24 protein-coding genes and 1 tRNA gene are annotated in these 23750 nt (G+C 51.6%); 22 read left to right on the plus strand and 3 right to left on the minus strand.

Annotated elements, in window-relative coordinates:
• Nucleotides 1-10: 10 nt before the first annotated feature.
• On the plus strand, nt 11-1333 hold the full coding sequence (locus NG665_RS01560; protein ID WP_252673572.1) for an MFS transporter: 1323 nt from the start codon (nt 11-13) through the stop codon (nt 1331-1333).
• A gap of 1158 nt (nt 1334-2491) precedes the next feature.
• Here the strand turns inward: NG665_RS01560 and NG665_RS01565 are convergent.
• A complete protein-coding gene (locus tag NG665_RS01565; RefSeq protein ID WP_289812913.1) occupies nt 2492-3628 on the minus strand; it encodes an IS1249 family transposase in 1137 nt (378 codons plus the stop codon).
• 241 nt (nt 3629-3869) lie between these two features.
• A tRNA-Arg gene (locus NG665_RS01570) sits at nt 3870-3942 on the minus strand.
• Between the two features lie 150 nt (nt 3943-4092).
• On the opposite strand from NG665_RS01570, the gene argS reads away from it, so the two are divergent.
• The 21 genes from argS to NG665_RS01675 all read left to right on the plus strand — a co-directional run bounded on the left by argS (nt 4093) and on the right by NG665_RS01675 (nt 22531).
• Nucleotides 4093-5766, plus strand: a complete 1674-nt coding sequence (argS, locus tag NG665_RS01575; RefSeq protein WP_252673573.1) for an arginine--tRNA ligase — start codon at nt 4093-4095, stop codon at nt 5764-5766.
• Between the two features lie 12 nt (nt 5767-5778).
• Nucleotides 5779-6627, plus strand: coding sequence for a homoserine kinase (locus tag NG665_RS01580; RefSeq protein ID WP_252673574.1), 849 nt, complete (start codon nt 5779-5781; stop codon nt 6625-6627).
• Nucleotides 6628-6874: 247 nt separating this feature from the next.
• Nucleotides 6875-8569: a transcription termination factor Rho gene (rho, locus tag NG665_RS01585; RefSeq protein ID WP_252674059.1), complete on the plus strand. Its 1695-nt coding sequence runs from the start codon at nt 6875-6877 to the stop codon at nt 8567-8569.
• Nucleotides 8570-8779: 210 nt separating this feature from the next.
• Nucleotides 8780-8992, plus strand: coding sequence for a 50S ribosomal protein L31 (gene rpmE, locus NG665_RS01590; RefSeq protein WP_252673575.1), 213 nt, complete (start codon nt 8780-8782; stop codon nt 8990-8992).
• 132 nt (nt 8993-9124) lie between these two features.
• Nucleotides 9125-10240, plus strand: coding sequence for a peptide chain release factor 1 (gene prfA / locus NG665_RS01595; RefSeq protein WP_252673576.1), 1116 nt, complete (start codon nt 9125-9127; stop codon nt 10238-10240).
• Between the two features lie 7 nt (nt 10241-10247).
• A complete protein-coding gene (gene prmC / locus NG665_RS01600) occupies nt 10248-11087 on the plus strand; it encodes a peptide chain release factor N(5)-glutamine methyltransferase (RefSeq protein ID WP_252673577.1) in 840 nt (279 codons plus the stop codon).
• Nucleotides 11087-11725 (plus strand): L-threonylcarbamoyladenylate synthase, encoded by a 639-nt coding sequence (locus NG665_RS01605; RefSeq protein WP_252674060.1) that lies wholly within the window; start codon nt 11087-11089, stop codon nt 11723-11725. The genes prmC and NG665_RS01605 overlap by 1 nt, the downstream gene beginning before the upstream one ends.
• The gene (locus NG665_RS01610; protein ID WP_252673578.1) at nt 11722-12879 is read left to right on the plus strand and encodes an MraY family glycosyltransferase; all 1158 of its coding nucleotides are present in this window, start codon (nt 11722-11724) and stop codon (nt 12877-12879) included. The genes NG665_RS01605 and NG665_RS01610 overlap by 4 nt, the downstream gene beginning before the upstream one ends.
• On the plus strand, nt 12866-13297 hold the full coding sequence (locus NG665_RS01615; RefSeq protein ID WP_252673579.1) for a hypothetical protein: 432 nt from the start codon (nt 12866-12868) through the stop codon (nt 13295-13297). Before NG665_RS01610 ends, NG665_RS01615 begins: the two co-directional genes overlap by 14 nt.
• Before the next feature lie 140 nt (nt 13298-13437).
• Nucleotides 13438-14268 carry a F0F1 ATP synthase subunit A gene (gene atpB, locus NG665_RS01620; protein ID WP_252673580.1) on the plus strand — a complete coding sequence of 277 codons (831 nt, stop codon included), beginning with the start codon at nt 13438-13440 and terminating at the stop codon, nt 14266-14268.
• A 26-nt stretch (nt 14269-14294) separates the two neighbouring features.
• Entirely contained in the window at nt 14295-14504 is a 210-nt protein-coding gene (atpE, locus tag NG665_RS01625) for an ATP synthase F0 subunit C (protein ID WP_252673581.1), read from the plus strand.
• A gap of 5 nt (nt 14505-14509) precedes the next feature.
• Entirely contained in the window at nt 14510-15061 is a 552-nt protein-coding gene (gene atpF, locus NG665_RS01630; RefSeq protein WP_252673582.1) for a F0F1 ATP synthase subunit B, read from the plus strand.
• Nucleotides 15061-15876, plus strand: a complete 816-nt coding sequence (locus NG665_RS01635; RefSeq protein ID WP_252673583.1) for a F0F1 ATP synthase subunit delta — start codon at nt 15061-15063, stop codon at nt 15874-15876. Before atpF ends, NG665_RS01635 begins: the two co-directional genes overlap by 1 nt.
• A gap of 43 nt (nt 15877-15919) precedes the next feature.
• Nucleotides 15920-17545: a F0F1 ATP synthase subunit alpha gene (gene atpA, locus NG665_RS01640; RefSeq protein WP_252673584.1), complete on the plus strand. Its 1626-nt coding sequence runs from the start codon at nt 15920-15922 to the stop codon at nt 17543-17545.
• 2 nt (nt 17546-17547) lie between these two features.
• On the plus strand, nt 17548-18465 hold the full coding sequence (locus NG665_RS01645) for a F0F1 ATP synthase subunit gamma (RefSeq protein WP_252673585.1): 918 nt from the start codon (nt 17548-17550) through the stop codon (nt 18463-18465).
• Nucleotides 18466-18503: 38 nt separating this feature from the next.
• Complete coding sequence (gene atpD / locus NG665_RS01650) at nt 18504-19964, plus strand: F0F1 ATP synthase subunit beta (protein WP_252673586.1); 1461 nt, start codon at nt 18504-18506, stop codon at nt 19962-19964.
• Nucleotides 19964-20212 (plus strand): ATP synthase F1 subunit epsilon, encoded by a 249-nt coding sequence (gene atpC / locus NG665_RS01655; RefSeq protein ID WP_252673587.1) that lies wholly within the window; start codon nt 19964-19966, stop codon nt 20210-20212. Before atpD ends, atpC begins: the two co-directional genes overlap by 1 nt.
• A 6-nt stretch (nt 20213-20218) precedes the next feature.
• A complete protein-coding gene (locus tag NG665_RS01660) occupies nt 20219-20623 on the plus strand; it encodes a DUF2550 family protein (RefSeq protein ID WP_252673588.1) in 405 nt (134 codons plus the stop codon).
• Between the two features lie 92 nt (nt 20624-20715).
• Entirely contained in the window at nt 20716-21411 is a 696-nt protein-coding gene (gene nucS, locus NG665_RS01665; protein WP_252673589.1) for an endonuclease NucS, read from the plus strand.
• On the plus strand, nt 21411-21698 hold the full coding sequence (locus tag NG665_RS01670) for an Rv1322 family protein (RefSeq protein ID WP_252673590.1): 288 nt from the start codon (nt 21411-21413) through the stop codon (nt 21696-21698). The genes nucS and NG665_RS01670 overlap by 1 nt, the downstream gene beginning before the upstream one ends.
• 53 nt (nt 21699-21751) lie before the next feature.
• Complete coding sequence (locus tag NG665_RS01675) at nt 21752-22531, plus strand: alpha/beta fold hydrolase (protein WP_252673591.1); 780 nt, start codon at nt 21752-21754, stop codon at nt 22529-22531.
• A 16-nt stretch (nt 22532-22547) separates the two neighbouring features.
• Here NG665_RS01675 and NG665_RS01680 read toward each other — a convergent pair whose 3' ends face one another.
• The gene (locus NG665_RS01680; protein ID WP_252673592.1) at nt 22548-23708 is read right to left on the minus strand and encodes a DivIVA domain-containing protein; all 1161 of its coding nucleotides are present in this window, start codon (nt 23706-23708) and stop codon (nt 22548-22550) included.
• Nucleotides 23709-23750: the final 42 nt, after the last annotated feature.

The raw sequence follows: 23750 nt of genomic DNA on the forward strand, positions 1-23750 counted from the left end.
GTCTACCGGCGTGGCAGGCTATCATCGTAGGATGACCACAGACCATACTATCGTTCAATCAGCCTCATCAACCATTTCGCTGGGTAGTGTTGATCCTGGTATCAGCACTCCGGTGAAAATCACCTCCAATCCAACAATCCGAGCCATCTTGGTCATTGTTTTCTTTACCTATATTGGGCAAAACATGCTCAATGTTTCGATAGCACCGCTGTCGAGAGCCTTGGGTCTTGTGGAATGGGCGATTGGTTTGGCAGTGTCTTTGGCGGCGGTTTTTGTAGCACTGCTCGCTCAGTTTTGGGGGCGGCGCGTAACGTACTGGGGGCGTCGTCGCGTTCTTTTAATTTCGTTGTTCTTGGCGCTATGTGCTGGAGTTATTTTCGCAGCCGCAGTATGGGCGAGATCCACCGGGCTTATTGGTGCAGCTTTCGCGACTGTATTGGTCATTGCTGCGCGCGGGCCGTTCTTCGGTTCGGCTGTTTCGGGTATTCCTCCAGCAGGCCAATCCCTTATTGCTGAGATTACTCCGGATGAAACCAGCCGTGTGCGCGGGATGGCGGCATTTTCGGGTGCGACAAACCTATCTATTATGGTGGGTTCATTCTTCTCTGCTTCTTTGGGGGCGTGGTGGCTTTTTGCTCCTGTTTACGCAACCCCTTTCCTTGTAGCTATCGCGTTCATCGTCGCTGTGAAAGCTATTCCTCGTACCGAAAAACCACAGGAGAAGATTCTGCCTGCGAAGATGTCATGGACTGATCCTCGGGTCAAGCCGTGGGTGCTTTCTATTGTCGGTCTATTCTTCGCTAACGGAGTCGTGCAGATCATAGTTGGGTTCGTAGTGCAAGATCGGTTGGGCTTCGCACCGCGTGCTGCACTTGGAGTTACTGGTTGGTTGCTGTTGGTCAGTGCTGGTGGAGCGATGATAGCCCAGCTTGTTATTGTGCCACGTTTAGGGTGGAAACCGCGGCGTCTAGTTCGAGTAGGTTTGCTCTTATCTGTGGTGAGTTTCGTGGGATTGGCCTTCTCATCTCAGCTCTGGATCATTGGTGTTTCTTCATTCTGTATGGGCTTTTCTACTGGATTTGCTGGTCCAGGGTTTGCCGCTGGAGGATCATTGGCCGTTGGACCCGCCGAGCAGGGGGCGTTGGCAGGATTGCAACATGCTACAGGAGCATTGACGTGGATTTTCGCTCCGGTGAGTGCGACGGCGTTATACGGTGTACATCATTTGGCGCCGTTTGCGTTGGCGGGGGTTTTCTTGCTTGCCTCAACGGTGAGCGCATGGGCACATCCAGGTTTAGCTGATACAAAAGTGGTTGCGCGAACCGCTGTATAGGTCACGGAAAAAGGCACATTTCCCAGGCTGTTTTACGTGGTGCATCGTGCTTTTGGCCTTATTATTGCGGGTATTGCATGAATCTTTAGGGTATGGGGGCATGTACTGGCCAGAACGTGCGTTTTAGTCCGGTGTATGCAAGAGCGTGAGGGTTAGGAAAAGCATGAGTGCGTGGGAGAAGCATCGGTGCATGGACGAAAACACATCCGTCACGCAACTTTTGGCGTGAGCCCGGCTTAACTATCGGCCCAGCCATCTAGATCCCGGCTCAGCAACCAAACAATTCACCCAAATCTCACATCAGCTCTCTCGCTCCACACCAAAACAGCACCTTCTGCTGATTGTCAGCCTTTCCAAGCTCATCTCGGCTATCAATCGCACTCGTTAAACCCATCTCGACTGCCACTCAGAGTTTCCAGAGCCTGTTTCAGCTACTATCCAGTCTGTTTCAGCTACTATCCAGCCTGTTTCCAGCCGTGATAAGACGAGAAGTTGTGCCGAAACCGGGGTATTTGGGGTGATGTCCTCATATACGGGGACATCGCCCCATATACCCCGGTTTTGAAACAGGCCAACCCCATCACCAGCCTTGAAAATCCGACATTTCAGAATAAAACCGGGTTTGGTTGGCCGGCTGTGGCTGTTTACGTAGATTGCTGCGGGTGAGCAGGCAAGATAAACGGTGTTTATGGCGTGGTTGGCATGAAAAAACGGCCGTATGAATGAGATGCTCAGAGGCGAGACGGGAAGGGAAGGCATGGCAAATAAGTTGTGTCTCAGTTAAAGTAGGTTGTGTCCCACTCATGGATCAGAAATGAGAATCTGGGTTAAACACCAAAGCCTCAGAGCTCGGGAACTACTGCACCCAACCACTAAGCCACGCCGGGATGCTGCTCTAACGCAGCTGGTGTTCAGTGACTACAACCACGCACTAAGCTACGCCGGGATGCTGCTCTAACGCAGCTGGTGTTCGGTGACTGCACCCAACCACTACGCTACATCGGCAAACTCAACTGGCCATTTCACAGCAACATCTTCCCCTGACTTCACCAAAATGGGACGAGCCGGTTAACGCTAAAAAGCCAATGGAAAGTCTGATAGTAGCCAAACCCATCTAAGAGCATTTTGGGTTATAGGACAAAAGTTATTGATTTTGGGTTAGTAGTCGTTGCGGTAGGGTGTGTGGGTGTGGAGTTCGTTCCAGTCAAGGCCGTTGCCCCAGCGATGGTTGTTGTGGTGGGCTCGGTGTCGGGCTGCGGCTTGCTGGTAAGCGCGCATGATGTCCGTGTTGGTGGGCATGATACGCAGGATTTCGGCTGGGTTGGCAGGGTTCTCGGTGTGTAGGTAGCACCACCATGACACTGCACGGATCCGGTGATCGATACTCATACCCCGATGACGGCGCAGCAGTTCACGTAAAGGCGAGTTGATACCTCCCTCGATCTGGTTATTCATCGCTGGTAGAGAACCGATTATTTCTCCGTCATCGTAAAGATCGGGATTGAGAAACGTGAACAAATGGCCACTATCGACCAGCCTAGACAGACTATTGCCAGCCTTGACGAGCCGCTCGTGTTTATCGACTAGTTTTCCTTTCTCGTTACGGGTTTTCTCGGCCAGGAACCCAGCCCAACGGTGACGCCAAGCATAGAAGCTATCGATCCATGCGTGCGCGTGTGCGGGAGTTTTCACATGCAATAGATCAACACCGATCCGGTAGAGCTGTCTGCCACATTCAGTTCGTGAGCGTGTGGTCGTGTAGCGTTTGACCTGTTGATAGGCGTGGAACGTGCAGCGTTGGACACGCGTGGAGGGCCACAATCGTGCCCGAGCTGTTGTGAAACCTGTGCCCCCGTCAGCCACGACCATACCGGGTGGTGGGATTTTCGCGAGCAGGTCCAGCCAGGCTTGGGTCGATTCACGTCTGGCCACATGCCAGGCAATCACATATTCGGGGCTGCAGGCGATCAGAATGACAGCATCGCGGCCTAAATGGATACCATCAACATGGATCACGCGGTGGTCTTGCCCATCGGGTTCGCATATCGGCCAGATCTCCCACAACACAGCGCTCCTGCGTCGGAAGGTCCGGCCCTGTCCAGGAAGTTCTCGCTGCGTGGTTTTCCCAGTCAGAACGTCTAAGAACGCGCGCAAATCCCGCGAAGTGACGTCGTTATGCCAACGCGAGGTTACCTTGCATGAGCAGCAGATCCAGCGTTGGTGGCCGCATTTGTCTTTACCGTTTTTGACCATGCCTTCACCACAAGTAGGGCAGTGTTTCTTGTTCGATCTCATACCCACTAGTATGCAACCGACTTTCACCACAATTTTTCCCTGCTATCACGCGGATAACTGGCAACAAAATCAATAACTATTGTCCAACCAAAAACTCGAGTCGAAACGAGTTTCTTTCCAGAAAACCCCACCCTAGCAACGAAAAACAGCAAAACCATCAATAACAATTGTCCGCTAGCCCTAAAATTGGCAAAAAGAAACCGCTCTGGCTTTTTGCAACTACAGAGCGGATTTCAACAAGTACCCCGAACTGGATTCGAACCAGCGACCTTCTGCTCCGGAGGCAGACGCTCTATCCCCTGAGCTATCGGGGCTCAGACTTAGATAGCTTAGCAGGAATACAATCGCAAGGAAAATAGGACAGGTGGTGCAGCGGTAAAAATCACCTAGAATGTGTCCAAGCGCATTGCGCATTCTGGGTAAGAGATTGAAATATTGACTTGCTTGGCAGATACACTGGAAGTATGACTCCAGAAGAACTCAAATCACTGATACAAACCATTATTTTGCAAGCCGGTAGTGCCGGCGAGATCAACCTCGATCTCCAAGATGGCCTTGATGTGCGTGTTGAGCGCCCGCGAGTGCGCGAACATGGAGATTGGGCTACAAACGTGGCCATGCAACTTGGCAAAAAAGTGGGGATGAATCCACGCGATTTCGCTCAGCTCATTGTTGATAAGCTCGTTGCAGATCCAGGTATTGACCATGCGGAAATTGCTGGCCCTGGTTTCATTAACATTACGGTCAATGCGGCTGCAGCTGGTGAATTGGCGCGAAATATTGTTGAACTTGGTCAATCCTATGGGCACAGTGACGCCCTTGACGGTCATGTCATCAACTTAGAATACGTATCAGCTAATCCTACTGGTCCAATACATATTGGTGGTGCTCGCTGGGCGGCTGTGGGTGATTCGTTGGCACGTATTTTGAGTGCTTGCGGGGCACGGGTAGTGCGTGAGTACTATTTCAATGATCACGGCTCCCAAATTGATCGATTCGCGAAGTCACTCTTGGCTCGAGCACGCGGCCAGGAAGCTCCAGAAGATGGATATGGTGGGCAGTATATTGAAGATATTGCTCAGGCAGTAATGGCCGAACACACCAACGAGAATAACCCCTTGGAACAAGAAGATTCTCTAGCGCAAGAATTCTTCCGTGAGCACGGTGTGACGCGGATGTTTGGCGAGATTAAAAAGGAACTGGCAAACTTCCGTGTTGAGTTTGATGTGTTCTTCCATGAAGATACACTCCACGAGTCAGGTGCGGTAGACCAGGCGATCAGTGAGCTTCGCTCTCAGGGCGTCATTTTCGAAGACGAGGGGGCAACCTGGATTCGCACCACAGATTTTGGTGACGATAAAGACCGAGTGATCATCAAATCTGATGGCAATGCGGCATATTTTGCTGGCGATATTGCCTATTATCTCGATAAACGCGAGCGTGGAGCCGATCACGTCATTATTATGCTCGGTGCAGATCACCACGGATATATTGGACGCATGTATGCCATGGCGCGAGCTTTTGGCGACCGTGCCGGCAAGGGTGAGAATCTTGAAATTCTCATTGGACAGCTTGTGAATCTGGTTAAGGACGGCCAACCGGTGCGCATGTCCAAACGTGCTGGCACGATTGTGGTGCTTTCCGATCTCGTTGATGCTGCCGGTGTAGATGCGGCTCGATACTCTTTGGTTCGGGCAGCGATGGATACTACGTTGGAAATTGATCTAGGCCTTATTTCCTCACATACTAACGAAAATCCGGTCTATTACGTTCAATATGCGCATGCGCGCACGAAGTCTGTTGATGCCAATGCGGCAGCCCATGGGGTTACCCGGGAGCACTTTGATCCGGCGCTACTCGATTCGGCTGCAGATTCAGAACTGATTGCTAAGCTAGCTCAGTTCCCTGACATTGTTACCCAAGCTGCACAATTACGAGAGCCGCATCGGGTAGCTCGATACTTAGAAGAGGTTGCTGGTGCTTATCACGCTTGGTATGGCGCCTCTCGTGTCACTCCACGCGGTGATGAAGGCGTTTCGGATGTGCACCGCACTCGGCTTTGGTTAAACGATGCAGCCGGTCAGGTTCTTGCTAATGGTTTGCATTTACTGGGCGTTAGCGCACCAGACAAAATGTAAGCGTTGCGCGTTATGCGGTTGGTAACTGACTACGCTCGGGTGCGTGTGCCTGCCAGTGCAGTGTTGTGCAGTAATGATCATGGCGAGCACTTAACGGTGGCATTCGACCTTTGGGATGACTATGCGGCAACGGTGACAGTGGCAGAAAGCCGAACTATGGTTACCGGCCCTAGTAAAGAGGTTGCGCCGCGAAACGCTGACCATCCCACGATCAAGGCCATGTTGGCCACACTTGATCATATCCAGGCTCCGCAGGCTGGGATCGCGTTGATTGGCCAGACGCAGATACCGCCTGCGGTTGGCTTAGGAGCGCGCTCAGCGGCAATCGTGGCAGGTATCAACTTGGTTCGAGCATTAGTGGGCGATCCGGCAGATTTTACCGATGATGATGCGTGTGATTTAGCGATTTCGTTGGGCGCTTCGCCGTGGCGAGTTCACGCGATTATTTCTGGTGGAACGAGTTTGGGATGGAGTAGTGGTCAAAGTCAGGGGAGATTGATTCTACCGTTGAGTTCTGCGTTGCCAGTTACGTTACTTGTATCTGAGCCACGTTCGACGGCGGATAGCAACTACGCTTCGGGTGCAGTTGCCGTGTTAGCGCACGCGTTATCACAAGATCCTCAGATACTTCCGCAGGCGTGCCAATTGATTCCTGCTCGCTCCACGCAAGATCCGGCTAGCGCTTATAGTGGTTATTTTCTTCAAGCGCTCCATAATGGGCAATGGCCGGCTGTTTTAGCTGGCAGTGGTCCAGCGATTGTGTTGTTGACTGATCTTGATCCGCAGTTAGTTCAGCGTTTTTCTCAAGAAGGTTATGCCTCGATTTCCACCTCCCTCATCGGCAAGGTGAGTAATGGATAAGTGTGATTGTTCCCATTACGTGGCATAGAATTTTTATCTTGTGTACACTTAAAGCAGTGGACGGCTATTTTTGACCGCGTCGCGGTTCCGATCCAGCCAAAGTCCACCCGGCTGATGAATATTCTCGCCGTTTATCCTTACACCTTAAGCCGCACTGGCTTATTTATGTCTAGAAGGCCCTAAGGGCCACCGAGGAAGGAACCTCGTGAGCGAATCAACTACTGGTCGTAAGCCCGCACTGTCTACAATGCGGCTACCGGAACTCAAAGAACTAGCAGCGTCGTTGGGCATCACTATGCCCCCTAAGTCGCGAAAGGCAGACTATATCGCTGCTATTAGAGGCAACTCAGCTTCATCACATACTCCGAAGAATAACCAAGGTCAATCAGATCACAATAGTGAACGCAATTCTCACAATGCGCAATCCGAAAACGAGCAGACCGAACAATCCTCATCTTCTAGGTCCTCTCGTTCACGTAAGGTCGAGATTGAACTTCCGGAGAAAGATGGTTCAACCCGCAATCGGCGCGAACGTAACAATGATCGGCGTCGTAACAACAAAGCAGCGATGAGCGAAGAAGAAAAAGCTGCGGCTTTAGATGCTCTCGGTGAAGCAGCCGAGCGGCGTGCTGAAGAAGGACGTTCCCCAGAGCAGAACAATGAGGAAGACGATTCACGTCACCGTCGTGACCGCAACCGTAATCGTCGTGATCGCAATCGTCGCGATCGCAATCGTCGTGACCGCAACCAGGAGACTACCGACGTCGATACCACTTCAGAGCAGACGGCGGCAGAAGACGTGCTGATTCCTGTTGCTGGAATCCTTGATATTGATGGCAATAATGCGTATCTGCGCACCGGTGGATACTTGCCTGGCAAGAATGACGCCTACGTATCTACTCAGACTATTCGCCGCTACGGTTTGCGTCGCGGTGATGCAGTTCAAGGCCTTGTTCGCCCACACGCAGAAAATGCTCGTGGCCGCCAGCACAAGTACAACCCGCTTGTTGATGTGGAAACAATTAATGGTTTGAGCGTCGAAGATGCGGCGCTGCGGCCAGAGTTTAACAAGCTTACCCCGCTGTATCCGCAAGAAATGCTGCGATTAGAGACGACGCAGAAGGCTTTGACCACACGCATGATCGATTTGGTTGCGCCAATTGGTAAAGGGCAACGTGGTCTAATCGTCTCCCCTCCAAAGGCTGGAAAAACTGTTGTTATGCAGCAGATCGCGATGGCGATTGCCAATAACGATCCTGACGTGCATCTGATGGTCGTCCTCGTCGATGAACGTCCAGAAGAAGTTACCGATATGCAGCGATTGGTTCGCGGAGAAGTCATTGCATCTACCTTCGACCGTCCAGCTACCGATCACACGATCGTGGCCGAACTTGCTGTCGAACGCGCCAAGCGTTTAGTTGAGCTAGGTCAAGATGTGGTGATTTTGCTCGATTCGTTGACGCGCCTATCGCGTGCATATAACCTTGCAGCTCCAGCTTCAGGGCGTATCTTGTCTGGTGGCGTTGATGCTGCTGCGCTTTATCCACCAAAGAAGTTCTTTGGCGCTGCCCGTAATATCGAAAACGGTGGTTCGTTGACCATTATCGCTTCGGCGCTTGTTGAAACAGGTTCGAAGATGGATGAAGTGATCTTTGAAGAGTTCAAAGGTACTGGAAATATGGAATTGCGGCTCTCACGTCAGCTCGCAGATCGCCGTATTTTCCCTGCAGTTGATGTCAATGCTTCAGGAACTCGCCGTGAAGAGCAGTTACTTTCGCCAGAAGAGCTTAAGATTATGTGGCATTTACGCCGCGGCCTAGGTCAGATGGATGTCCAAGAAGCATCCGATCAGCTTTTGGGTCGGATGCGTAAGACTGAATCTAATTCCGCTTTGCTCATGTCGATTATTCGCGGTGTGCAAGGCGCTGGCATCGAAGAATAGCAGCGTAGTCTTCCACGCAGTGCCCAGTTTTGTCAATGATATTGCTCACGACGGCTGGGCATGGCGCTGAAGAATGTGATGTAATAATGAGTCGGCTATTGGTTCACCACATGGCTGCTCGGCGTGAAAACGCCCAGCAATCCACGAAGAATCCATATTTTTCGGGTGCGATGTGGACCCAAGGCGCAAAACGATCCAAGGAGATTTCCTATGAAACAGGGTATTCACCCAGAGTACGCACCAGTGCACGTAACGTGTACCTGTGGCAACGAATTTGAAACCCGTTCCACCATCCAAGGTGGAGAATTGCGTGTTGACGTCTGCTCAGCATGCCACCCGTTCTACACCGGTAAGCAGAAGATTCTCGATACCGGCGGTCGTGTGGCTCGTTTCGAAGCACGTTACGGCAAGCGCACAAAGTAGCTTCTCTTACAAACGCCGGTACGATTTGTCGTACCGGCGTTTGTTTTACATATACAGTGATGAAGAGATTACTGAATAAATATTTGAGCATCGGGCACCGCCTGATAACCAGTTGAAAATCAAAGGACAGCAATGAGTGCATTCCCCGCAGCAGACGCGATGGTAGCCGAATATCAAGATATCGAACGCCAGATGTCATCCCCAGAGGTGATTTCTCGTCCCGAAAAACTGCGCAGTCTTGGGCGTCGGTATGCTCAGCTAGGCCGGGTAGTTTCTCGGTACCGGACGTGGGAAAAAGCCCAAGCTGACCTCGATGACCTGCGTGAAATCATTGAGATCGGTGGTGAGGATGGTGAACTTTTCGAATCTGAACTCCCGCGTTTAGAACAAGAAGCCGCAGAAGCGGCAGCTAGCTTGCGTGATGCGCTTATCCCGCGAGATCCTGACGATTCGCGCGATGCTATTGTTGAAGTCAAAGCCGGCGAAGGTGGTGAAGAATCGGCGCTGTTTGCAGCTGACCTAGTACGAATGTACCAGCGCTATGCTGAATCCAAGGGCTGGAGCGTGCAAACGCTATCATCTACCCCAACCGAACTGGGCGGATATAAAGATATTCAGATGGCGGTCAAGGCTACCTCAATCCCGGAAGATCCAGCCGAAGGGGTCTGGGCGCACTTGAAGTTTGAAGCTGGTGTCCATCGCGTACAACGTGTCCCATCTACTGAGTCTCAGGGGCGAATCCACACCTCAGCTGCCGGCGTACTCGTCTTTGCTGAAGTCGATGAGCCTGAAGAAGTCCAGCTTAACGATAACGAATTGCGTATTGATGTTTATCGTTCCTCTGGCCCGGGCGGACAGTCGGTTAACACGACGGATTCGGCGGTGCGTATTACTCACTTACCCACTGGTATCACGGTTTCGATGCAAGATGAAAAATCGCAGATCAAGAACCGTGAAGCTGCCATGCGTGTTTTGCTTGCGCGCCTTCGCCAACTCCAGCTCCAAGAGCAGGCGGAAAAAGAAGCAGATCAGCGTCGTTCCCAGGTGCGTACCGTGGATCGTTCGGAGCGTGTGCGTACCTACAATTTCCCCGAAAATCGCATTGCCGATCATCGCACCGGTTACAAGGCACACAATCTCGACGCCGTTCTCAACGGCGATCTTGACGCTATCATCGAGTCCTTACGCGTCCTTGACGAAACTGAGCGTCTGGATCAGGCCGCGAAGGACGCCACCGATCCGCAGTAGGTGAAATATGGCTACCTGGGGTCAAGCAATTGCTTGTGCGACGCAACGTTTTTCTGATGCCGGCTTAGCCTCACCGGAGGTAGACGCGCGCCTCCTTGCGCAATGGATACACGGTTCGAATCCAGAACTATCTGCACAGATGACCCCTGGAGCGCAAACGAAGTTCGATGATGCCACTAGTCGCCGAGCACAGTTCGAGCCACTCCAACACATCATCGGATTGATGTGGTTTCGCTACCTGGAACTGCGCAGTAAACCCGGAGTTTTCATTGTGCGCCCAGAAACAGAGATGGTTGCCCAAGCTGGTATCGACGTACTTGAAGGCCTCAAGGTGGCCGAACCCGTCGTCGTCGATCTGTGTACTGGATCGGGAGCCATTGCGATAGCCATCGCAACTGAAGTTCCGCGCGCACACGTGTGGGCAGTGGAGCTAGACCCCACCGCTTATCAACTTGCCCGCCTGAATAACGAAAACTATGGGTCACGCGTCCACATGGTTCAGGCGGACGCGGCCACTGCGCTACCTCAGCTACGCGCGGCAGTCGATGTGGTTATCACAAACCCGCCCTATGTTCCACAGTCGTTAGCATTGCCACCAGAGGTGCTCCGCGATCCGCCAGCTGCACTTTTTGGTGGGGGAGATGATGGTCTCGAGATCCCTCGAATCTTAGTTAAACGTGCCTATGAGCTCCTCAAGCCGGGCGGTGTGCTTATTATGGAACATGGTGATGATCAGGGGAAGGCACTAGTGGACTTCGCACAAGACAACGGTTTTATTCACGGAAGCACTGGCCGAGATCTCACTGGTCGCGATCGTTGGCTATATGCAGAAAAAGAGGGTTTGTGATGCGGATTGTGCACAGTGATGATCTGGCAACTGCCTTGGCGGAAGCTCGCATAGCGGTGGAAGCTGGAGAGGTTGTGTGTCTACCTACGGATACTGTTTACGGTATCGGTGCTGATCCGTTCTCGTATGATGCGGTCAGTGCATTGCTGGCTGCTAAATCACGGACGCGGGCGATGCCGCCGCCGGTTTTAGTTGCTGGTATTGAGCAGGCTGAAACATTGGTTGCGAAGTTCCCCGATAGTGCCCGCGATTTGATGAATGCATTTTGGCCGGGTGCGCTAACAATTATTTTGCCTGCCCGCGAGTCTCTGGGGTGGGATTTGGGGGAAACGTTTGGCACTGTTGGGCTGCGTATGCCCGACGACGATGTTACCTTGGCTTTCTTAGAGCAGGTTGGGCCGTTAGCGGTTACCTCAGCGAATAAGACTGGTCAGATGCCAGCTACGACGATTTGCCAGGCGGTGGATCAATTGGGGCAGGCAGTATCGGTTTATGTAGATCATGGGCAATCTCCGGGCGGGGTCCCCTCGACGATCGTGCGCTGGAATGGCGATGATGATACGTATGAGATTCTTCGGCAAGGGGCGATAACGCTGCACCAACTCAGTAGCGTGGTGCGGGTGAAGGGCGAAGCATGAGAGCGTATTTGCTGATTATGGTCATTGCCGGTATTGTCACATACCTGCTAGTTCCGGTTGTCCATCGTGCCTCCTTAGCTTTAGGAGCTATCACTGAGATCCGCGCTCGCGACGTACATAAAGTTCCGATCGCGCGCTTAGGTGGCGTTGCAATGTATGCGGGTTTTGTTATTTCGCTTGTCATTGCCTCACAGATTCCGTATTTTCACATTGTTTTAGGGTCTGGTTCGACGGCGTGGGCGGTGGTGGCAAGCGCTGGAATTATTTGCACAATCGGCGTGATTGACGATATGTATGATTTGCCGTGGTATGCGAAACTTGCTGGGCAGATGCTTGCTGCTGGCGTTATGGTGTGGTTTGGGGTCCAGTTAGTTAGTGTGCCGTTACTGGGTATCACAGTTGGCTCGGCGCGATTGACGCTATTTGTCACGATTATTGCGGTTGTGGTTGTTGTCAATGCCGTTAATTTCATTGACGGCTTGGATGGATTAGCTGCCGGAGTGGTAGGGATAGCGGCACTGGCCTTTTTTGCCTACACCTATTATTTGACGCGAGAGGCTTCTCCGGGTGATTTCACCTCCGTAGCTTCAGCTCTGGTGGCGCCACTAGTAGGTATTTGTCTAGGCTTTTTACCACATAATTTCCACCCGGCGAAGATCTTTATGGGCGATTCGGGCGCTTTGATGTTGGGAACGATCATTGCGGGAGCTTCAATTGTGGTGACCGGGCAGATAGATCCTGCCGCCGCCAATACACCCAAAGCTATCCCCGCTTATATGCCACTTATTGTTCCGCTGTTGGTGCTCATTATTCCACTCGTAGATTTGGTGTGGGGAGTGGTGCGTAGAGTGGCTAACGGTAAATCCCCGTTTTCTGCAGATGCCGGCCATTTACATCACCGGTTATTGCGTCACGGGCACTCGCATACTAATGCGGTCATGGTGTTGTATATGTGGACTGCCCTAGCTTCTTTTAGTGCAGTGGCTGCAGTGGTGTTTCCACTCAAGTGGGTTATGCCGATCGCGGTCTGTGGCATCGTGGTGGCCGTAGCGATCACCTCCCAGGTCTTTGCTGCCCGCCGAGCCAGGGCCGCCCAGCGGATCAAGAATGTAGTTCGCCAAGCTATTCACAATAAAACCGATGTTGCGAACTAGCCGTAAGCCTGGTGAGCGCCGCGATGCCCAGGAAATCATTACTCGAATGCTTGCCAGTAACGCCATTGCCACGATCGTGATTTTTGGTGTGGTGAGCATCGGTGCTTTCTTCGCAGGATACGAACGGTGGAGCCTTTCGATTGCCTACAGTGCTGGGGTGCTACTTGCCTTAGAAGCGCTAACAGCACTATTTTCTCTCCTAAGGTTTCCTCGCCTGAACTCTGGAATCGTCATGGTGTTTGGGTACGTCGTTAAAATTATCGTCATTGCGGTGATGATGGCGGCAGTAAGTAGCGTGCCAATACTCGATCTGAGAGTGGTTGGGCTCGGCTTTATGTGCGGAATCATCATAAACCTTGTGACAACGACATGGGTGATTATCAAGGAAGATGGCCCAAATATTGATGTTGATGTTTAATGTACGCCACGTGTTTGGTTGCCCTTTGGCTATAGGTTGGGAACTCAGGTAGAGTAAGCATTGTTCCTACCTTGACGTCGTGGATGGGCTCATTGGCGACCTCAAGTCCAATCCGTGTGATACCGAGGATAAAAGCAACCGTGTTTTCATTTCTGAACGCTCTGGCATCTGTGCCGATTCTTCTTGCGTCACAATCGGGCGATTCATTTACTCCGCCTACTTTGGATCACGAATTCTATCCTGATCCAATCTGGTTTGCCGGGACTCCCTTTGAGATACACCGCTTAATTTTGGTTCGGCTCATCGCTGTTACTGTCTTGCTGGCCGTGATGGTGTGGTATTCGCGCTCTGCTAAGTTAGTTCCCTCGCGCGGACAAGCAGTCGTAGAATCCTTGTTGGATTTCTCTCGCGTGCAAATCGGCCAAGAGATCATCGGAGAAAAAGAAGCCGGCAAATACCAGCCGATGCTTGCCACGGTTTTTATTGGCATCCTCTTTATGAATATCACCGGCGTTATCCCCGGATTACAGATTGCTGGAACCTCGCTAGTGGGCATGCCACTGATTTTTGCACTATTCGTCTTCGTCGGATTCATCCTCGCCGGCGTTAAAAGCCGTGGTTTTGGCCGATTTTTCCGTGAGCAACTCTTTCCTCCCGGAGTTCCAGCCGCCGTCTATATCTTGTTGGCGCCACTAGAATTCTTCTCCACCTTCATCATGCGCCCACTAACTCTTACTGTGCGTCTGCTATCAAACATGGTTGCTGGCCACTTTATCTTGGTCATGTGTTTCTTAGGAACCCACTACCTGTATTTCCAGATCAGCGGAGCTTTAGGCGTTGGTTTAGGAAGCTTGACTCTTCTCGTAGGCGTTATCTTCGTCGTCTTCGAGCTTTTTGTTGGCGCACTCCAAGCTTACATTTTCGCTATGCTTGCTGCTGTCTACATTTCACTGTCCATCTCAGAACACTGAGCCATTAACAAACAAAGGAAACATCTATGATTGGTAACATTGCCACCATTGGTTACGGCATCGCAACCCTTGGACCAGCTATCGGCATTGGTCTCATCGGCGCAAAGAATCAGGAAGCAACTGCCCGTCAGCCCGAGCTCAAAGGCTTCTTGCGCGTGAACTTGATTCTATCTATGGCGTTCGCTGAAGCACTAGGCCTGCTCGGCTTCGTGGCTGGTTTCGTCTTCGCTGCGTGATCCATATGACAAGCACGACTATCCTAGCGGAAGGTAGCCAATCGCTACTCCTACCGGCGTTGCCAGATTTGGTCTGGGGTACTGTCGCGTTCGTGATTGTTGCGCTTTCCATCTATAAGCTCGCCTGGCCGACGTTCATGGCAACGTTGGATGAGCGGGCAGATAAGATTGAGAAGGGTCTGCATGCAGCAGATCAAGCACGTGCCGAAATAGCTGACCAGCGTGCAGGTCTCGAAGAAGAAATTCGAGATGCGCATCGCGATGCAGAACAAATTCGCGAAAAAGCACATACGCACGCTAAGGCGATTATGGCTCAAGCGCAATCCCAAGCGCACTCCTCGGCTGACCAGATTCTTGAAAATGCGCAGCGACGTATTTCGGCAGATACTGATGCTGCTCGACGGGTGCTACGTGCCGATCTGGGCATTTTGGCAACCGAGCTCGCCACACGTATTGTTGGTGAATCACTCACGGATCAGGAATTAGCACGACGGGTAACCGATCGATTCTTAGATGAACTTGAAGCCTCTACAGCTTCGAGTCCACAGGAGGCCTAATGCGTTCGGGAAGTGAAGTAGCGCTAGCAGCTGCCAAGGAGCGTTGGAACGGATTACGCACCCAAATATCTGGACAAGAAATAGAGCTAGCTGAGGCGATCTTTTCAATAGCAGATATTTTGAGTGAAAATCTCAGTGTTGTTGCCGCTCTTGAAGATAGCTCGCGGCCAGCTGAAACAAGGGCACGTCTCGTGACGGACCTTTTTTCCGGCAAGATTCGCGGTGAGGTACTCGATCTTCTTACTGGTTTAGCTCGAGATCGTTGGTCTGAATCCGGCGATATTATCCGAAGCTTAGAGCATCTGGGTGCCTACACACTCCTGCTAGGTGCGCAACGCGACAACGAGCTATCTCGAGTCGAAGAAGAGATTTACGTCAGCATGCGCACACTGCGTCACGAACGTGGATTGCGATTGACGCTCAGTGACGATCACTACCCTGCGGCAGGCCGGGCCGAATTAGCTCAGCAGATCTTTGCTAGCTGTTCGCCCTACGCACAGCGTCTTATCATGCGAGCCGTGGTCCATACTGGACGCGGTAGGACCTTGGCGCAATCGCTTACCCGATATTTAGATCTTGCTGCGCAACTAGATCAGCATATTGTCGCTTCCATAACGAGCGCTGTCCCACTCACGCGCGATCAAGAGGATCGGCTACGGTCAATTTTGACGCGCACCTACAACAAAGGCGTAGCAATTCACGTGACGCTCGATCCCGCCGTCATCGGTGGTATCCGTATTCACGTGGGCGATGACGTGATTGATGGAACTCTCGCAAGCCGGATCACCGCTTTGCGAGAGAACTTTACAAACTAATTAACGTGCAGTTATTAAGCTGCTTCGAGCGAAGGAATGATGTATGGCTGAAGTGAGAATCCAGCCCGATGAAATCCGGTCCGCACTGGATGCTTTTGTCAGCTCTTATGAGCCTGCAAAAGCTAGCAGTGAAGAGGTCGGTCACGTCACGCTATGTGCTGATGGTATTGCCCGAGTAGAAGGCTTACCTGGAGCTATGGCGAACGAACTATTGAAGTTCGAAGATGGCACTCTCGGTTTGGCAATGAATCTTGAAGAGCGCGAGATCGGCGTCGTCGTTCTCGGTGACTTTTCGCATATCGAAGAAGGCATGGAAGTTGGACGCACCGGGGAAGTCCTCTCCGTTCCAGTTGGTGAAGGATACCTAGGTCGCGTCGTCGATCCACTGGGTAAACCAATCGACGGACTCGGCGAGATCACCGATCTAGACTCCCGACGCGCCCTAGAACTCCAGGCTCCTGGCGTTATGGCACGTAAGTCAGTTCACGAACCACTCCAAACTGGTATTAAAGCAATTGACGCTATGATTCCAATTGGTCGCGGTCAGCGTCAGCTAATTATTGGCGACCGTAAGACTGGTAAGACTGCTCTGGCAGTTGACACGATTCTCAACCAGAAAGCGAATTGGGAATCTGGCGATCCGAATAAGCAAGTTCGGTGTATTTATGTAGCCATTGGCCAAAAAGGCTCCACAATTGCTGAAGTTCGCGCCACGCTCGAGCGCAACGGAGCACTACAATACACCACCATTGTTGCCTCGCCAGCATCAGATTCTGCCGGATTTAAGTATCTGGCACCATATACCGGCTCAGCCATCGGCCAGCACTGGATGTATGCCGGCAAGCATGTTCTTATTATTTTTGACGATCTGTCGAAGCAAGCAGAAGCATACCGCTCGGTCTCGTTGCTCCTTCGTCGTCCACCAGGGCGTGAAGCCTATCCAGGTGACGTCTTCTACTTACACTCTCGGCTCTTGGAGCGTTGTGCAAAACTTTCCGATGAACTCGGTGGTGGTTCGATGACCGGTTTGCCGATTATCGAAACCAAAGCAAATGACGTTTCGGCATATATTCCAACTAACGTTATCTCAATTACCGACGGGCAGATCTTCTTGCAATCTGATCTGTTCAACGCCAATCAGCGTCCGGCAGTAGATGTGGGTATTTCAGTTTCTCGAGTGGGCGGAGACGCTCAAATCAAAGCAATGAAGAAAGTTGCCGGAACACTGAAGATTACGCTGGCACAATACCGTGCCCAAGCGGCATTCGCTATGTTTGCTTCCGATCTTGATGCCACCACACGCCAGCAGCTCACTCGTGGTGAACGGTTGATGGCATTGCTCAAGCAGCCGCAATATACTCCGTATGCTGTTGAAGATCAGGTTGCCTCGGTGTGGGCTGGCACCAACGGATATCTCGACGATATCGACGTCAATGACGTAGCGAAATTCGAGGCAGGTCTTATCAGCTACCTACGCAATAACACCTCAGTGCTTTCTGATATAGCTGAAACTGGAAAACTCGACGACGATACCTTAGCGGCGTTGCGTGCTGGTGTTGAGGAGTTCCGTGCGGGATTCACAGCAAATTATGACACCGTATCTGATGTTGACACCCAGCCCGAAGCTGAGACGTCACAAGAACAGATCGTCCGGTCGAAGCGAGGCTGATTGTGGCAGGCACACAGCGGATTTACAAGCAGAAGATTCGAGCAACAAAGACACTTGAAAAAGTCTTCCGTGCGATGGAGTTGATTGCGGCTTCACGTATCGGTAAGGCTCGTGACCGTGCGCTTGGTCAAGATCCCTATACTCGGGCATTGACTAAATCCATTGCCACAGTAGCGTTGCATGCACACGCAGACCACCCTTTGGTCAAAGAACGAAACGATACCAACAAAGTTATCGTCTTTGTGGTGACATCAGATCGTGGAATGGCTGGAGCATATTCTTCATCTGTACTACGAGAATCTGAACGGTTGATCAACGACTTAAAGTCAGAAGGTAAAGAGCCACTCCTTTACGTCTCTGGTCGGCGTGGCGCGTCCTATTTCCGGTTCCGGAATGTGGAAGTTGAGCGGTCTTGGACTGGAGAATCAGATAAACCTTCTGATGAGACGTCCAATGAAATCGCTGAAGAGTTTTTGTCACGTTTTCTAGCAGATGCTGATCATGGCGGCGTGGGCGAACTGTATATGGTCTTTACCAGGTTCGTATCTATGGTGACCCAAAACGTTGAAGTGCGCCGCATGTTGCCATTGCAAGTTGTGGACGCAGATGACGATGAGCACGGGGGATCTGAGGATGATTCCACAGCTGATAGCGAGCCTCTTTATGAGTATGAGCCTTCCGCTCAAACGGTGTTTGATGAATTACTGCCGATGTATGTTGGTCAGCGGATTCATTCCGTTATGCTCATGTCAGCTGCTTCAGAGCTTGCTGCGCGCCAACAAGCCATGCATTCTGCAACCGAGAACGCTGGCGACCTGATCGAACGCTATACGCGCCTGGCCAATAATGCCCGTCAGGCTGAAATCACCACTGAAATTACCGAAATTATCTCCGGCGCAGATAGCCTGGGGAAGAGCTAAAACGTCCCACCTGCTTAGGGACACAGTAAGGAAGAATAATGACTGCAGTAGATAATCGGCAGGGAGTGACCACTGGACGTATCGTCCAAGTTGTGGGTGCTGTTGTGGACGTTGAGTTTCCGCCAGACTCTCTCCCCGAAATCAATAACGCGCTGACAACCGAAGTTGATCTCTCTAACCAAGGAGAAGGCGAAGGCGTTATCCAGATGACGCTTGAGGTTGCCCAGCATCTTGGCGATTCCATCGTGCGTACCATTGCGATGAAACCAACTGATGGTCTGGTTCGCGGAGCTACCGTCGTCGATACTGGTGCTCCAATTACAGTGCCAGTTGGCGATGTCACCAAGGGACACGTTTTTAACGTCACTGGTGATGTGTTGAATCTGGGCGAAGGCGAAACCCTTGAGGTTAAAGAACGCTGGCCAATTCACCGCAAAGCCCCTAATTTTGATGAGCTCGAACCAGAGACGAAGATGTTCGAGACGGGTATTAAGGTTATCGATTTGCTCACCCCGTATGTCCAGGGCGGCAAGATTGGTCTTTTCGGTGGCGCTGGTGTGGGCAAGACCGTTTTGATTCAGGAAATGATCCAGCGCGTAGCACAAGACCACGGCGGTGTGTCCGTATTTGCTGGTGTTGGTGAGCGCACCCGTGAGGGTAACGATCTTATTCACGAAATGGAAGATGCGGGTGTTTTGGATAAAACAGCTCTCGTCTTTGGTCAGATGGACGAACCACCAGGGGTGCGGTTGCGGATCGCGCTTTCTGGCTTGACCATGGCAGAGTATTTCCGCGACGTTCAAAATCAGGACGTATTGCTCTTCATTGATAACATTTTCCGCTTCACGCAGGCCGGTTCTGAAGTTTCAACCCTCTTGGGCCGTATGCCTTCGGCAGTGGGCTACCAGCCAACATTGGCCGATGAAATGGGTGCTTTGCAAGAGCGCATTACATCGACTCGAGGTCACTCGATTACGTCGCTGCAGGCGATCTACGTTCCGGCTGACGATTACACCGATCCGGCTCCGGCAACGACATTCGCACACTTGGATGCAACCACAGAACTTTCCCGTGATATTGCCTCCCGCGGTTTGTATCCGGCGGTGGATCCGTTGTCATCAACGTCGCGTATTCTTGATGCGCAGTATGTTGGCCAAGCCCACTACGATGTGGCAACCAAGGTGAAGTCAATTCTGCAGAAGAATAAGGAACTTCAAGATATCATTTCCATCTTGGGCGTTGATGAACTTTCTGAAGAAGATAAGGTCACCGTGGCGCGTGCTCGTCGTATCGAACAATACCTTTCGCAAAACACCTATACGGCGAAGAAATTTACCGGTGTGGAAGGTTCTACCGTCCCGATTGCCGAAACTGTTGAAGCATTCCGGCGTATCACAGATGGTGAGTATGACCATATCCCAGAGCAGGCTTTCTTCAACATTGGTGGCATCGAAGATATCGAACGTGCATGGCACAAGATTCAACAGGATATGCGCTGATGAAGCTCGAGATCGTTGCCCGTGCTGGCGAGATTTTCTCCGGCACTGTTAAAGAAATCGTTGTTCCGGCATACGACGGCGAACTGGGCATCCTTCCCGGGCGAGCTCCAATTCTGGCTGTCCTTAAACCGGGAACTGTGCGCTACGTGACGCAAACTGGCGAGCGTGAAGAGATTCGCGTTGGTAAGGGTTTCTTAACAGTTGACCACGACGAAGTGATGATCGTCGTCGAAAATTATAAGGAGTAATCGTTAATGCCGTGGGCGCTGTGGTGGACAATTGTCATTGTGGCATTGTGTGTCATACTTCTTGGAGCGTATTGGCTGATCCGATTGCGCATACTGTTTACTCGACGCGGTTCTTTCCAGATGGCTGTCCAAAAGGAAGGCGATGAACACTGGACCACGGGCATTGGCGTATTTAAGCCGTTCGAACTGAGCTGGTACTCAACGCATTCGCTCAGTCCTTACCCGCAAATACAATGGCGACGTGGCGAGCTTGATTTCACGGTCAAACCTGCCAATGGCAGTGAAATTCAGGTTGTGCGCATTGTCCAGGGGCAGAACGTGTGGAGCTTAGCAACCACACCACTCGCTGTATCTGGTATTGTCTCATGGGTTGATTCTGCACCGCCGGTTGAAGAACCTGAACTATTTTGACCACCTTGCACTGGCCGCAGCGTTAAGCTCGGCCAGTCTTTGCTCGGATCGAAATTATAGATATATACAGAACTATGAAGGAGAAGTGACCAGTGCGCATAGTTGTTGCTCGGTGTAGCGTGGATTACTCTGGTCGTCTCGATGCCCATTTAGAACCCGCCACTCGGGTACTGATGATGAAACAAGACGGTTCGGTGCTTGTCCATTCCGATGGCGGCTCGTATAAGCCCTTGAACTGGATGTCTCCACCTGCCACGATGAGCGTAGTTGAGGTTGCAGATCTAGATCGCGAAGCAGGCGTTGTCCAAACATGGTCGATTAACCACAATAAAACGAATGACGTTTTACGTATCAACATTTATGAGATCTTCTCCGATTCGACCCATGATCTGGGTATTGAGCCGGGATTAGTCAAAGACGGCGTTGAAGCCCATCTGCAAAAGCTCCTGGCAGAACAAGTTGCTGTGCTTGGAGAAAATCTTGAACTTGTACGGCGTGAATATCCCACCGCTATAGGCCCAGTAGATCTGATGTTGATGGACCTCAACGGAGGGCATGTGGCGGTAGAGGTAAAACGTCGTGGTGAAATCGATGGTGTTGAGCAGCTCAGTCGTTACCTCGAACTCTTAGATCGTGACTCTACGCTACGACCAGTGCGCGGAATTTTTGCTGCCCAAGAAATAAAACCGCAAGCCCGCGTGCTTGCCGAAGATCGTGGAATTGATTGCGTTATTCTTGACTATGATGCCATGCGCGGCGTCGATCATCCTGAAGATCGGTTGTTTTGATGCGTCGGTCAAAGAAATATCAGCGTTCGCCACGCGAATTGAACTCCTACGCCCTGATGGGATACACCCGGATCGAATACGGCCAAGATGGTCGGGAGTTCAAAGTTCATCATATTAAAGCTGCCGCCAAAGAATATGTGTGCCCGGGATGTTATGGCATTATTCGAGTGGGCGAGCCTCACGAAGTTGCATGGACCGAAGATCATATCTTGGGTAAAGAGTTTGGCCAGGGGGATCGACGCCACTGGCATACTGGGTGTTGGCAGGCGCGCGGTCGCCGTCGATAGTTTCTGATCGTTACCGTGTTTGCCTCCCTCGCTCAAAGTGCTACGGTGAATATATGACTATGCTTTATATGCGCCGCACCGGCGAGCCTTCTACATGTCCATTGGTTTTGTTACACGCCTTACCGCTAGATTCTTCAATGTGGGATCAGGTACGCCAGATCTTAGCGCCTATCGATGTAATCACGGTAGATGCCCCAGGGTTTGGGAAATCACCAGCGGGTGAAACACTCAGTGATGAGCCTTCAACGATGGCCTATGTAGCGGCCTTGAAACGCACACTTGATAGCCACGGCATTGACCAGATCATGTTAGGTGGGTTATCTATGGGTGGGGCTATTGCTGCTGATTTCGTTGCCACCTATCCGCACATGATTGCTGGTTTGGCACTGATGGATACTGGCATTGGAGCTGATGATCCACAGCGTCAGGAATTTAGAGCCACGATGGCGAATTTGGCAGAGCAAGGCCGGGCTTTTGAGATGTTAGAACCGTGGAAGGATTCAATGACTGGATCACAGGTAACTCCACAAGTTCAACAGTCCTTGGTGGAGCGGTTTAAGGCTGCACCTGGTTCGGGGTTAGCATGGATTCAGCGCGCTTTGGCTACCCGCCAAGATCGCAGCGATGCGGTTGAGCTCGTTGATGGCCCAGTTTATTTTATCCGCGGAACTGATGATCCTACTGCGTCGTTAGAGTATTTTATGACTTTGGCTCTGCGTGCAAAGCAACCCCGCATCCTCGAAATTGAAGGAGCGGGGCACTTCACGGCCGATGAGAAGCCCGAAGAATTAGCCCAAGCTTTGAAAGAATTTATTACCCACGTCTTGGGTTAGTCTTTCGCGCATGCCCTCAGGCGTGGTCTTCTTCAGCATCCTTTGCTGCGGCTGAGTCAACGACTTCATGTAATGCTAACGAGCTTGGACCAGAAAGAATAGCGCGCATATCTTCGATGTATGAAGATAATGATTGACGCTGTTCTTTGAGTGAGTCGATTTCTTCTTGCGCCGAAGCGACTTTGCGGTTGGCTTCTTGGGTTGCTTCGCTGAGGATACGTTGGGCTTGCTCACGTGCGCTCGACAAGATCTCCTCAGCTTCAGTTCGTGCGGAGCTCAATAATTCAGTTGCTTCCTTTTCGGAAGATTGGGTGAGTTCCGTAGCACGCTGGGTAGCTTCGATAACGCGTTGTTCTGCGCTTCGGGCATCTGCTTCAGCTTTTTCCACCATGTCGTGAGTGGACTGGCTCAGTCGTTGGTTTTCTTCGGCAAGTTTGCGGCTGGCTTCTTCTTTGGCTTGTGCGATCGATGTTTCGCACGCAGCTTTGGCTTCGGCAATTTCTTGTTCCGATTGTGCTTTTGCTTGTGAAATTTGGGTTTCGACGTCGGCGCGCATGCGTGCGAGCTCAGTTTCAGTCTCGGCTCGTAGCTGGGTGACTTCAGTTTCGGCGAGGCTACGAAGTTGTGCGACCTCATGTTCGGTTTGTGAGCGCAAAGTTGTGGTTTCGGTGGTGACAAGAGTGCGCAGACGCTCGGCTTCACGTTCTGCTGAGGACACCATTTCTTCGCTGGTGCGGCGAGAAACCGTGGCAAGGGATTGGGCTTCGGCCTGTGCCTTGTTGCGGGTATCGGTTGCTTGGGTTTGGGCGTGTTGCAGAATTTTCTGACTCTCTGCTTGGGCAGCTTGACGAAGTTGGTCTGCTCGATCTTCGGCTGTTGCCACGATCGATGTGGCTTCAGATCGGGCGCGCGTCATCAAATCAAGAGCCTGTTCTTCGGTTGATTTCAGGAGCCGTTCGACTCGATTTCCTAGCCCGGAATAAGAGGGGCGATCGTTTTCACGCAATGCGGTTTGTGCTTGGGTGAGCTGAGCGGAAAGTTTGAGCACTTCTTCATCGAGCTGGGCGACTTGGGTGCGAGTTTGGGAGAGATTTGCCGAAAGACTTGCGATGTGTTCATCGACCTGGGCGCGATCGTAACCTCGCATGACAACAGGGAATAGAGCTTCTTCTGCCACGTTTATTTCCTTCGTTAATTAGTTGTAATACTGTAACTCTAC

Origin of the sequence: Arcanobacterium pinnipediorum (assembly GCF_023973165.1) — a bacterium.
Classification (GTDB): domain Bacteria; phylum Actinomycetota; class Actinomycetes; order Actinomycetales; family Actinomycetaceae; genus Arcanobacterium; species Arcanobacterium pinnipediorum.